The 12926-nt window shown below is 57.7% G+C and carries 7 protein-coding genes and 3 pseudogenes; 3 read left to right on the top strand and 7 right to left on the bottom strand.

All coding sequences use genetic code 11. The features are described from left to right. Positions 1-463 precede the first annotated feature (463 nt). Positions 464-1182, bottom strand: a pseudogene (locus tag ML_RS06055) (SDR family NAD(P)-dependent oxidoreductase). 69 nt (positions 1183-1251) lie between these two features. Beyond that, positions 1252-2232: pseudogene (locus tag ML_RS18890) on the bottom strand (SDR family NAD(P)-dependent oxidoreductase); the annotation flags it as partial. Between the two features lie 1269 nt (positions 2233-3501). Here ML_RS18890 and ML_RS18885 point away from each other — a divergent pair. Beyond that, a pseudogene (locus ML_RS18885) lies at positions 3502-4158 on the top strand (SAM-dependent methyltransferase). A gap of 13 nt (positions 4159-4171) precedes the next feature. Here ML_RS18885 and ML_RS06045 read toward each other — a convergent pair. After that, positions 4172-5098, bottom strand: coding sequence for an RluA family pseudouridine synthase (locus ML_RS06045; protein ID WP_010908195.1), 927 nt, complete (start codon positions 5096-5098; stop codon positions 4172-4174). Positions 5099-5216: 118 nt separating this feature from the next. Further along, positions 5217-5810, bottom strand: coding sequence for a signal peptidase II (gene lspA, locus ML_RS06040; protein ID WP_162618247.1), 594 nt, complete (start codon positions 5808-5810; stop codon positions 5217-5219). 86 nt (positions 5811-5896) lie between these two features. Between lspA and ML_RS06035 the strand changes: the two genes are divergently transcribed. After that, a complete protein-coding gene (locus ML_RS06035; RefSeq protein WP_010908193.1) occupies positions 5897-6829 on the top strand; it encodes an asparaginase in 933 nt (310 codons plus the stop codon). Positions 6830-7362: 533 nt separating this feature from the next. Here the strand turns inward: ML_RS06035 and ML_RS19845 are convergent. Together ML_RS19845 and ML_RS19840 are read right to left on the bottom strand one after the other, a co-directional pair. Further along, positions 7363-7821 carry a hypothetical protein gene (locus ML_RS19845; protein ID WP_231846751.1) on the bottom strand — a complete coding sequence of 153 codons (459 nt, stop codon included), beginning with the start codon at positions 7819-7821 and terminating at the stop codon, positions 7363-7365. Positions 7822-7914: 93 nt separating this feature from the next. Continuing rightward, positions 7915-8052 (bottom strand): hypothetical protein, encoded by a 138-nt coding sequence (locus ML_RS19840; RefSeq protein ID WP_231846750.1) that lies wholly within the window; start codon positions 8050-8052, stop codon positions 7915-7917. Between the two features lie 346 nt (positions 8053-8398). Between ML_RS19840 and ML_RS17940 the strand changes: the two genes are divergently transcribed. After that, complete coding sequence (locus tag ML_RS17940) at positions 8399-8671, top strand: class I SAM-dependent methyltransferase (protein WP_306455887.1); 273 nt, start codon at positions 8399-8401, stop codon at positions 8669-8671. Positions 8672-8886: 215 nt separating this feature from the next. Here the strand turns inward: ML_RS17940 and ileS are convergent, their stop codons facing one another. Next, a complete protein-coding gene (gene ileS, locus ML_RS06020; RefSeq protein ID WP_010908192.1) occupies positions 8887-12066 on the bottom strand; it encodes an isoleucine--tRNA ligase in 3180 nt (1059 codons plus the stop codon). Between the last annotated feature and the right edge of the window lie 860 nt (positions 12067-12926).

Below are 12926 nucleotides of genomic sequence, written 5' to 3'. Positions count from 1 at the left end.
ACCGGCGCACTCAAGGTGCAAGCCAAACGTGGATCAGTCGTTTTTGTACCGCACAGTGAACTGTGACGCCGTACTTGGTGCCGCCCTTTCCAGGATACTGAGAATGCCAACTTATTGGGCAGGTCCCATATCGTGATTGTCCAGATCACCCGGTTGCGCATGCCCTTGGCATGCGCCCCACACGCTCACATTTGGGTGCCTACAGTCAGCTCCTAACGAAGCTCGCTACGCCACCCCTTCATTCATGACAAGCCAATCGCCCAGCTCCGACAGATCCGAAATATGGTCCCAGGAGTCCTGAGGAGTCATCGACACATCGGCGGTCATGTCAACTTAACAGCCACCACCTGAGCCTAGCCGCGGCGACGCCGACACATAACACCAAGCACAAGCCACGCTAATCATCCTGGCCTAAATAGCCCACGCGAAATCGCACGGAACCGAATCCACGCCAGTTAGCGACCTACCCGACACGCAATCGGTTACCGATACGGATCGCAGGCAACGCGATACGTATCTGCCGCTAGTGCTGACAATTTGAGCGCCACTCTGCTCTGACCGTCCAGCACCCGCCGCTCACGACTTCATGTAAAGTTCTGCGGTTGCACCTGGACAACGGAGAATACTGAATCGTTCGGTATTGGCGATCTCGGCCCATTCGGTCGGAACCAGAGCCGAGCACAAAACCTTGACCGATGCCCATTATACCGTGCAACTCCTTGTGAATAGTCTACGCGAATATCTGGGACAACGGCCTTGGTGGCTGCATAAACCACCATGTGGGGAATCAACTGGCAACCGACCATCGATGCGATGTTCATGACCGCACCGGAGCAGCGCTCAACCATGCCCGGCAACACCACATGCGTCAGTTCCATCAACACGATCGAGTTGAGAGTCACCTCTCCGCTCTCGCGTTCAAGTGGAAACGTGCACAATAGCCCGCTGGTGCCAAAGGCGGGCACTGTATGCACAAACCGCCGATCGGTTAGTAGCGAAGCCGGTCCGCCAACTTTGCGCGATCATGGGGTAGCCGAGGTCTAGAGGCATGACCTCAACTGCGGGAGCAGTATCCCTGGTCTACTTCGTTGGCAAACTCTCCGAGGCAGTCTACATCACCACACCGATGAACAGCAGTGGAAAACCGCTGCGGGCCAAGCCACAAGGGAGTTCGACCCTGATGTCTCAGGAGGGATCGGTGATGACGAAGGTTGTCCCATTGTTCGACTCCGGAAAGTTGATGACGTCACCAAAATGCACCCCACGACTCACTTGGACCAATGTTTCGCTTCGCTTATCGAACTCCTCGACCTTCGCTGTGCTAACGGCAGATTAGCAGTCCTTGGCGGCAGAGTAGGTGAACGTACCAAACACGCCGTTGCGTAACCGGTCCATCACCCGCAAGGTTAACCGCATCGGCAACGGGCGAACGTTGAGCGGACCCACCGAGGCCGGCGCAGGATCACGTAGGTTACCTGCTCTCAAGTTAGCATCGGGAACTTAATCCTACAGGTTGATCGGTCTGATCATCAGCGTACGCACCAACGCCATGTGTACAGCGGTGAATCGAACGTTGTTGTTCATTATCTCGGCTTCCATCACACCGCACAGGCTGCCCAGCACAGCGTTGCTAGCGATGCAGGCACCCAAGCGCAGCATACCACAACCGACAAAACGTTGACAATCTGCCTGAATACCAGGTTCCCGCATCCCAGGGATGAATTTGAACCGTCCTCAGGCAATTCTAACTGCATCGTGCGCTGACAGCCATGAATCCGATCGTAAGACAGCGTCAACGACCACCGAATCGAGTGCCCAGCATTATTGATCAGCATGTCGACGCCGCCTAGATCAGCGAGCAGCTGGTCGGCCATAGCGGCGATAGCATCTACGTCGGAAAAGTCGCTCGGTTACACATGGACAGCACCGCGATGACTAACTCGACTCTCCGAGGCTACTTTTTCGAGGTTCTCCAGGGTGCACGCGACCAGCACCACCGTGCCACCTGCGGCTGCGATTTTGGCCGCTACCGCACCGTACAACCGACAACCTTCCGGTGATGAGGACAGGTCTTGCGACCGACCGCTTCGCCGCATTTGCGGCGCTGAACCATATCAAGCAGGTTCCGCAGATAGAACAGGGGTATCGCCCCGCGGAATTAGAGGTGTTGACGACATGGGACATTGCCGCCAACGGCTTTTCGGCGAGGTTCGTAAGGTCGCCAAAATTCATCGATCGTCGCTCCTAGCGATGTTCGCACTCGGACCGCAGCTGCCCCGGTCGCCGACCAGGGCCACCTCACTGGACGACGTGGGTGATGCGAGCCGGGTAACCATGCCCACCCGAGAACATCACTGAATGAATCGATGAAGATCGTCGTCATGTTACCCAGCCCAGGCGCCGCACAGACGACAAAATTTATGGCTGATAACGGGAAAACAGATTGTTAAACAATACATAATGTGGACATGATCAGATGCTAACGTACACAGAACATCGCAGTTCCCGGCTGCCCCTATGGGAATTTCGTCACAATTCCACAAACGCGAGCCCGTCAGAATCTCCGATAGGATTGGCGGATACGAGACGATGAAATTGTCGTTTAGGATTTCTGTGCCCACGTTTTCACCGGAACGAATTAATGAGCCATCGTAAGGGATAAACAGGCTGAATTTATCGCGGCAACTCTCGGCAGGCCTGAGTTCTAGAACGATACGTCGATGCAATCAGGTGTATACAGGGCGAGGAGTCACCATAGTATCACTTCCACTCTCGCGGCAAGACACTTGAGCGACCGCACTCACAGCCGTCGGAATCCCCGCTAAGACTCTGTGCCGGAGACACTCAGGGGCATCGGATCCACTGCCCTCCCCGACGACGTAGTGACGACGTAGTATCGGGCGAAACCACTACAGCCCAGGCCTGACCGGGCTCGACCACCGGCTGCAGACCGCCTATTAGCCAGGCACCGGCCCGTCCTGACGCGGACCAAACCACCCTGACAACCAGCCACAAAACCGTTGGTCCACGGTCCGCGATAGGGCTCCGCACAAAACGCCGATATATCCACCTGCGTGGTAGAGGCCTATCAGATCCAGCTGGTCCAGCTAGCAATCGCTAACCCAGCTACCACGGTACCAACGGTGATCACGTGCCACTGCCCTTCACGGATCCGAGTCGTTGACCGCACAGTTCTACAACCAGTTCAACTAGCCTACCGCCGTGCTCGACTAGAACGACAACCAGCCGATCCTGTTTATCCCACCATCCGGCAGTGACGCCCGGTAGACACCAAGGCATTGAATATTGAGAGTACCAAGGCGAGGTCAGGCTTGATTTCAACGGCAACAAGTTAGTCTATACGACGCCGCAACGCCCGATCAACGAGTTCCAGGTTCGCCATCCCCGGCCAACAAATGTACGCATCGAGGCGATGCTAAATCGATATCTGGGCATACCGGCAACGGTCCGGTCCATTTAGCTGAGAATGTCTGCCATGCGATGCACATGCGAAAAGAGCTGGCGGCAAAAGCTGATTCGGTATCCGTCGAGAGCTGGGAATTTTCTTTGCTGTACCCTGTACAAGGGCCCCATGCGACGGAGCAAAGACCGTCCTGAGGCTATCAACGGGCTTTGAATCAACATTTGGCTAGCGTATAGGCCACGTTAGCACTGCACACCGGCAGCGTCGAGGTTTTAGTCTGGCGCGACGCCGCCCCCACACCTAAGGAGCGTTTGACCTGATGACCTCCCGTCATCCGATCTCCGTGTGGTGGACCGAGATCGTTCAGATGCTCCGACCGGGCGGCACCTACTTTGCGTAGCAAATCAGACCCGCAACGATGTTCGAACTAATCGAGTACTTCAGCGGACCGCAACCCGAAAAATGGGCCGAGTATCACCCCAGCCTCGTAAGTACGCAAACACAAGCCGGTTGGCCTACAGTAGCGTGAATCTACGCATGAAGCGGCTACGAGTCGAGTTTCGACATCGGCGCCAGTATCTACTTACTCCGTAAGATTATTTAGACGGTGCCTGACTTTAACTGTGGACCGCTATCGCAACCGGCTGTGGGAACTTCATGAACGCATTGAGGCCGACGGGCCGTTCGTCGCGAACTTGACGCGAGTCCTCGTCGATACCTGCAAACCTGACTGAACGTTGGTGCCAGTCAGCTTTCAGCGCGCAGCACATCCAGTGCGTGCTGCAGATCGGGTGGGTAGGAGCTAACGATCTCGACCCGCCTGCCGTCGGCCGGATGGGCGAATGACAACGACCGAGCGTGCAGCCATTGACGTTCTAGACCAAGTCTTTTCGCCAGCTTCGGGTCGGCCCCATAAACGAGGTCGCCGCAGCATGGCCGATGCAATTCGGCAAAATGCGCTCGGATCTGGTGGGTGCGCCCGGTTTCCAGATGAACGTCTAGCAGGCTCGCGGCGACGAAGGCTTCCAGGGTATCGTAGTGGGTGATACTGTGCCGACCGTCTTTGGTGACTGCGAACTTCCAGGTGTGGCCACGGTGTCGGCCAATCGGCGCGTCGATCGTTCCGCTGGACGGGTCCGGGTGGCCCTGCACCAGCGCATGGTAGCGCTTGTCGACCGTCCGGCATTTGAACGCCCGCTTGAGCACTGTGTAGGCGCGCTCGGAGATCGCCACCAACATCACACCCGAGGTGCCGACGTCGAGGCGATGCACAATGCCTTGGCGCTCAGGCACACCCGATGTGGTGATCCGGTAGCCGGCAGCAGCCAGGCCACCGAGCACCGTCGGCCCGGCCCAGCCTACTGATGCATGCGCCGCCACCGCTGCCGGCTTGTCAACTGCGACGATATCGTCGTCGGAATACAGGATCGTCATGTCCTCGATGTCGACCGGAGTGTTCTCCAACGGCGCCGGTGCCTCGCACAAGCGTACCTGCAGCCAGGCACCCGACGTCAGCCGATCGGACTTTCCCGCCTGCACGCCATCCAACTCGACACCGCCATCTTCGGCGAGAGCAGCTACGGCAGTTCGAGACAGGCCCAGCAGGCGCGCCAGCCCAGCATCAACACGCATGCCCGCGAGTCCCTCCGGTATGGGCATAGAACGGTCCGTCACAAGCGCTACTCTTCCCCGCAAACAATTGAGGCACGCCCCCAAAGTGGGGCGCCCACACCCACCTGTGGGGGGCACCTCCCCACCGCATTTCTGCCCTCTTCATCGTCGCTTCCGGCCATCAACGCTGTTCAGCCTTCCGCTGACCTGCAATGTCGAACTCGGCTTTACGCCGACCTACAGTGTCGAAGTCAAAGCCAAAGATTGACAGGACGACCAGCAGGATGGCACCGACCACCACCGATGGATCGGCAACATTGAACACTGGCCACCAGCCGATCGACAAAAAATCGACGACATGTCCCCGAAGCGGCGCGGGCGCGCGGAAGAAGCGATCGACCAAGTTACCCATCGCACCACCAAGGATCATACCAAGACCCAACGCCCACCAAGACGACACCAGCCGCCGCCCCATCCAGAAGATCCCAATCACCACACCCGTCGCGATCAGCGTCAACACCCAAGTGTATCCGGTCGCCATCGAGAAGGCTGCTCCCGAATTTCGCACCAAAGTCCAGGTCACCGTGTCACCGATGATCGACACCGACTTCCCAGGAAGCAAAAACTTGACGGCGAGCACCTTCGTGACAATGTCCAGCGTCAGCACAACCGCCGCGATCGACAACAGCAGACGCAGCCGCCGCGGAGGCAGCATAGCTTGAGCTTCCTCAACTGAAGGCACCAACGCAGCCAATCCTGTTGGTCCGTCAGGCACTCTACCCATCATCCCCCAAGGGTAATACTGTCCTACCGACCCCCGCGATCGATACGGACCGACCAATCGTGCAGGATGATCCCACCATGAGCCGCCTCACCGTCATCGCCACTGGAGGTACCATATCGACCAGTACCGACCACGATGGGGTGCGCCGCCCCGCCTACAGCGGAACGGAACTGACCGCACACGTGGCCGTCGATGTCGACGTGGTGGACCTGATGACTGTCGACAGCTCACAGCTGATACCGACCGATTGGGATCGGATTCGCGCTGCAGTGCACACAGCGACCAGAAACGGCGCCAGGGGTGTGGTCGTCACCCACGGGACCGACACCATGGAAGAGACCGCACTGTGGCTGGACCTCACCTACGCGGGGAACGTCCCAGTAGTCTTGACCGGCGCCATGCGCAGCGCCGACGCTCCCAATGCAGACGGTCCGACCAATCTGCGCGAAGCACTTGCGGTGGCGGCTAGTCCGGCCGCTCGCGGCGTGGGCGTACTGGTGTCTTTCGCCGGCCGGGTATTACAACCGTTAGGCCTACGCAAGGCAGCTACGCAGGATCTGAGCGGCTTCGCCGGCGAGTTGCTCGGCACCAGCTCCAGCGGTTTTGCGCTGACAGCAGCCAAGACCCGCCCGTATCTCGGGGACCTGTGCGCCGCCGATGCACCGCGAGTCGATATTGTCGCGGCATACTTGGGCAGTGATTCGGTGGCGTTGGACGCTTATGTGTCCACCGGAGCGCGTGGCATCGTCCTGGAGGCACTGGGCTCGGGCAATGCCGGGGCCGCGGTAGTCGACGGGGTACGCCGCCATTGCCACAATGGGATCGTGATCGCGGTGTCCACCCGCGTGCCCGAAGGCCATGTCAGCGCAGGCTACGGTCCTGGCCACGACCTGGTAGAAGCCGGCGCGGTGCTGGTGCCATGGCTACGACCCTCGCAGGTCCGGGTGCTGTTGATGGCTGCGCTGGCCGCAAACCTACCGATCGCTGACGTCATCGAACGCTGGGGCTAACGTACCCACCGAATCCTCGACCCACCACTTGACTATATAGTCCGACCAGTCGAGATAGTCCGACCAGTCGAGACTGTCAAGCGGGTTGACTTTAACGACATCGCAGGTGTCGACGGTGAATGTCTGGGCTGGCCCCGGACCCGAGCCGCAGGTCTCACACCCGCACAGTTACCACGACGTAGCCCACGTCCTGAATTCAGCCGTGCCCAAGGTCACGATGCTTGATGTCGTTTTGCCAATCTATCAAGCCACACGGTTGTGCACAGGATGGCCTGCTGGCCGGCAGGGATGCCAAACGGAATAATCACAGCCTCCGAAAAGCTGAGCCGACAATCTCACGTCCGATAACAGACCTCCCTGACGCACACCGTTCAATCCCGAAAACCCCACACTGAGAAAGGCAGAGTAGTCCCGAGCGGACGTGGATATAGCAACAGCAAGCGAGCCATCGCAATTAACGCACTGGTTTCGGTCGTCATGTTAGAGTGACATCGCCAACCGCATCAGTGTGCTCATGTCTGATTTCTTGCGCTTCACCGTGACGATAATGCGCGCCGCGGCTGTCGCGCAGTAGTCATGTACACATGTGAGGCGATCGGCTCGAACGCCTCACATAACTGCTCCAGGCTGGTCAGATTGATCACAAAGGTGGACTCAGAGCTGATCTGCTTTGCTTCGGCACGCTCGGTGACCAGTCGGTCGTTGATGCCACGAGCTAGCCGGTACAGCGTAGGCGCAATTGTCGCACCCAGAATGTTAGCCGCTTCGGAGTCAGTCAGCGCAGCGAACTGCCCGATCGTCTCGATGCTAAGTCGATTCAGCTTAATCTTCTGCGACCGGGCTGATGCCCCACAGTCGACGCACAGGCAACTCCCCCCAAACAATCGCTGCTCATCTACGCGACAAACTAACCCTAATGCCGTCGGTTTTACCGGACCAGAGATAATCTTGGCAATCGACTTTCCCGATCCGGCACCGACCAAGGCGATCAAGCCAGTCTCGTCTCACACCCGTGGCCGCAAAGAGCACTTCGACATCGGAGGCTGACACCCCGACAAGTTGGAGGCAGCTAGGCGAACGCCTCGTCAAACGCACAGTTGCCCGACCAGACACAAAATACTGCGCAGCACGCCGATGACCCAACGACTGGCTACCACATACATCACACCACGCGACGGCAACACCACCGCGGCCACGGCGACCAACGAGCGGAGCTGGTGCATCGGGCATTGGCCGAGCGAACATTGAACACTTGCATTACCATAATTCGCTCCAGCGACCACCCACTAGCATCGGCCGCCCTAGCAGGGTCGGTCGGTTAAGTTGTTCTATGGAAACGAAGAACGGTTTTTTTTTAATGGTACCGCATACCCGGTAGTAGTAGCATTTGGGGGCCATAGGTGATTGGTCTACGTCCTTTGGTATGCCCATGAACCTCTGCCATAGGTTGTGCTGCAATTTCGGACCACTGGGCCAAGGAAATCGAAGGCCGGCTGTTGCCTTGGGTGCTCGCCGGCATGGAGTTCGGCGATAACCTCCTCGAGGATCAGGTCGGGGTATGGCGCATTTTTGCGGGTGCTGGTAGACAAGACACCAAAAATCACTGCCGTCGAGATCGATCTGCCGATGGCCCAAAGACTGCAGGACCTCTACGGCAACCGGGCAAACATCATCAACGCAAACGGCACCGATACCGGATTGCCGGACGACGAGTTCAGCGAGGTGGTGTCGTTCACACATGCTGCATCACGTCCCACACCGCAAAGCAGCAAGCTCGGCTGTTCGCAGACACCTTCCGGGTGCTTCGCTCCGGCGGCGTCTTCGCCGGTAACAACAGCCTGACTTCTCTACTCTGCCATATCCTGAACTGCTGCAACATCTGCAATCATGTCTCGCCGAAAGAGCCGCCGGATCGATTGCACATAGCGGGATTTCATGATGTCGACGTCCGACACGACACGCAGCGCTGGCACGCGATTACATCTGATTTTCTCGCGTCGAGATCGACGTTTTGCAAGGCTGTTCTCAAACTTGCTCGGCAAAACGTTGATCTCGACTTAGACCTTTAAAAGGCTGACTCGGACGCCATCTCCGATAGCCACCGAATCAGCCGGCTCGCCAAACTCGAAGCTGGTGGCCAGGATTTCCCTAGCGATGAAGTCGCGATGGACGCGCGCCCAGTCAGCCCGCTCGGCCGGCACCGACATCAACACCCGGATACGATCGGAAACATCCAGCCCGATCAACTTACGCAACTCCTGTAGTTCGCGGATCCGATCCTTGGCCCAGCCCTCGGCCTCCAGTTCGGGAGTCACCGTATCGTCCAACACAACAAGACCGGACCCGTCGGGCAGCTCCGCGGTAAATTCCGGGTTAGCGGCCACCAACCGCGAACTGTACTCGTCAGGTTGCAGCACAACGGGCCCGGCGGTCAGGGTGCCATCCGGGTTGGCGACCCCTTCTCCCGCCTTTACCACCTTGATGGCAGCCTGCACATCCCTTCCCAATCGCGGCCCGGCCACTCGAGCGTTGACGGTGAACTCAAATCGGCCGTAGGTGTCAATAGCATCGGTCAGTTCTATCTGCTTGACGTTAAGCTCATCGCCGATTAAGTCAATGTAGGGCTTTAGTCTCTGTGAATTATACACTGCTACAACGAGTTTCGGTAGAGGAAGGCGTACCCGAAGCTTCTTAGCCTTGCGCAGCGATGACGCTGCGGAACACACTTGTCGGACCTGATCCATCACAGCAACCAGGTCAGGGTCGGCGGGTAGCTGGTTGGCTTGCGGCCAATCGGTCAGGTGTACCGAACGCCCACCAGTGACACTGCGCCAAATAATCTCGGTGATCAACGGGAGAAGTGGTGCAGCCAACCTGGCGGTCACTTCCAGCACGGTGTGCAGGGTATCGATAGCATCAACATCTTCGTCCCAGAACCGCGCACGCGACCGTCGCAAATACCAATTCGTTAGCGGCTCGGTGAATTGGCGAAGCTGTTCGCAGGCCCCAGAGATATCACAGACCTCCATCGCCTGACTGAGATCATCACGCAGTACCGCCAGCTTCGCCAGAATATAACGGTCCAACACATGCGACACATCCGTATGCCAGGTACCGATTTTGGGTGCGTAAAGGGCCAAAAAACTGTAAGCGTTCCACAACGGCAGCAGCACCTGCCGCATGCCTTCGCGGATTCCGGGTTCAGTTATGATGAGGTTGCCGCCACGCAGGATCGGCGAGGCCATCAAAAACCACCGCATGGCATCGGAACCGTCGCGGTCAAATATCTCAGTAACGTCTGGGTAGTTGCGCAACGACTTGCTCATCTTCTGACCGTTAGACCCCAGCACAACCCCATGCGCTATACAGGTTTTGAATGCCGGACGATCAAAGAGTGCAGTGGCCAGCACATGTAGCGTGTAGAACCAACCGCGGGCCTGACCGATGTACTCGACGATGAAATCGCCAGGATAGTGCGCGTCGACCTGCTTGTCAGAATCAGCGGAATCGAACCCGTCGAACCAGTCATCGTTTTCAAACGGGTAGTGCACCTGAGCATATGGCATAGAACCCGAGTCGAACCACACATCAAAAACATCCGGGATCCGTCGCATGGTGCTAAGGCCGGTGGGATCGTCAGGGTTGGGTCGGGTGAGCTCGTCGATGTAGGGGCGATGTAGATTCGTGGGACGCACCCCGAAATCGCGCTCCAGCTCATCCAAGCTGCCGTATACATCGATTCTTGGGTAATCGGGATCATCCGATTTCCACACTGGGATTGGGGTGCCCCAGTAGCGGTTTCGTGAGATAGACCAATCGCGGGCACCCTGCAACCACTTACCAAACTGACCGTCCTTGACGTGCTCAGGATACCAGGTGATCTGTTGGTTCAGTTCCACCATGCGGTCCCGGAATTCCGTCACAGCGACAAACCATGACGACACCGCACGGTAGATCAGCGGATTGCGACATCGCCAGCAATGCGGGTATGGGTGCTCATAGGTTTCGTGACGAAGCAACACCGCGCCGTTCACCGCCGCCGAGCCACTCTGGTTCTTCAGATCGCGGATGATCTGGGCGTTGGCCTCAAAGACGTGTTGCCCCTGGTAATCGGGCACGGTGGCGTCAAAACAACCGTTAGAGTCAACCGGCGTGACCGGAACGATGCCAACCTTATCGGCGGTCGCCATATCATCTTCGCCGTAGGCAGGCGCGATATGGACGATACCAGTGCCGTCATCAGTAGTCACGAAGTCTCCTGGGAGCACCTGAAATGCATTTCTAGCAGACTCGTAGAAATACTGGAACGGCGGCAGATAGTGCCTGCCCAGCAGATCGGCGCCACGATAGGTGGCAAGCACCTCAGGTTCGTCGCCTAGCTCTCGAGCATAGGCGGTCAGACGCGCCTGTGCCAAAACGAAACGGCGATCGCCTGCCCTGACATCGACATAGGTTACATCCGGATGGACGGCAACGGCCAGGTTCGACGGTAAAGTCCAGGGCGTCGTCGTCCACACCAAAAGATAAGCACCAACTAGGTCCTCATCGTCACCCCCCAGCACCTTGAAGCCCAGCGTGACCGCCGGATCCTGGCGGCTTTGATAGACGTCGTCGTCCATCCGCAGTTCGTGGTTGGATAGCGGGGTTTCGTCGCGCCAGCAGTACGGCAACACCCGATAGCTCTCGTAAGCCAAACCCTTGTCCCACAGCTGTTTAAACGCCCAGATCACAGACTCCATGTAAGACAGATCGAGTGTCTTGTAATCGTTATCGAAGTCGACCCAGCGTGCCTGGCGGGTTACATACGCCTGCCATTCTTCCGTGTAGCGCAACACCGATTTGCGACATGCTTCGTTGAACGCGGCAATTCCCATGGCGTCGATCTGGGATTTGTCGGTGATACCCAGCTGCCGCTCGACTTCGAGTTCAGCAGGCAGCCCGTGCGTGTCCCAACCAAAGCGGCGCTCTACTTTATAGCCACACATGGTGCGGTAACGCGGAACGATGTCCTTCACATAGCCGGTGAGCAGATGCCCATAATGTGGCAGGCCATTAGCGAAGGGAGGTCCGTCATAGAACACGTACTCGGGGGCGTCGTCACAACGGGCAATGCTGGCCCGAAAAGTATCGTCGTTGGACCAATAATCGAGGACCTGGGCTTCCAGCGCAGGAAAATTTGGGGACCCGCCGCGCTGGTCGGCGCCCAGATCAGTGCGCGGGTAGGCGCTGTTAGTCATACGTCTCCTGGGCCACTTAACACAAGTAGACACGGGGACGACGACGCGCTAGGTGCGCGAGCGCCGCGGTACCACCCCGCTTGCCGCACGCGAACGCACGGCCACTCATTCGAGGCTGTGACGGGCCCACCCGTTCGGTTTTACTGGGCTTCTACTAGGACGTAGCGCTATTCTTCCGAAGGCTAACCGGTGATGGCCGGATCGACGCCGTTAGCGACGATTCTACTGATCCGCGCGGGTTGTGGCACCGCAAGCCGCAAGGAGGTGAGACCAGGATAAAGTAAATGCTGCAGAAACGGCGAATCCAACCACCACTACATCGCCTAAGTTCAGTCATAGCTAACGAAGGTCACTAGCTGGAGAAACCAGCACATACAGCGATGGTACGAAAGCCCTGCACCGACTGATCGGGTTTCGCTTTTTGCGCACGACCACTAAACAACTAAACAGGTAAGAGGATATAGTACCTACCACGCGATCACGATCCATATTTGTTATCAACTAGCCGCTGGCACCGAACTCTGCCTCAATTGCTATCGACAGGACCGTCGGCGTGATAAAGACGTTATCACGACAATTGTGTTAGGCAAAGATCGCAGTTCAAAACCTGCTTTCTGTGCACACCGCTAGCAACCATTGAAGTTGCGATGACGTAGCGGCCGTCGGGCGAAATGCAATCGCTGAGCGACTTGGAGAAAAGTGATCACAGTAGGGGGAAGTGAAGGTTGTTCCACTTCAGGAATACATGCCACAACTGGACTCGCTCGTGTCCTGACAACCGTCCCCCGTAACGATCGGTAAAGCCAACCAAGCACTGGTGAACACCGTCCCAGCCAGCTCTATATACACGCCCATACACC

Source organism: Mycobacterium leprae TN (assembly GCF_000195855.1).
GTDB lineage: Bacteria > Actinomycetota > Actinomycetes > Mycobacteriales > Mycobacteriaceae > Mycobacterium > Mycobacterium leprae.
This window is presented reverse-complemented; position numbering and strand designations above follow the sequence as displayed.

Coding starts and splice junctions, on each gene's coding strand:
- ML_RS19840 (WP_231846750.1), bottom strand. CDS start 8,052: ATGCACCAGCTCCGCTCGTTGGTCGCCGTGGCCGCGGTGGTGTTGCCG.
- ileS (WP_010908192.1), bottom strand. CDS start 12,066: ATGACTAACAGCGCCTACCCGCGCACTGATCTGGGCGCCGACCAGCGC.
- ML_RS06035 (WP_010908193.1), top strand. CDS start 5,897: ATGAGCCGCCTCACCGTCATCGCCACTGGAGGTACCATATCGACCAGT.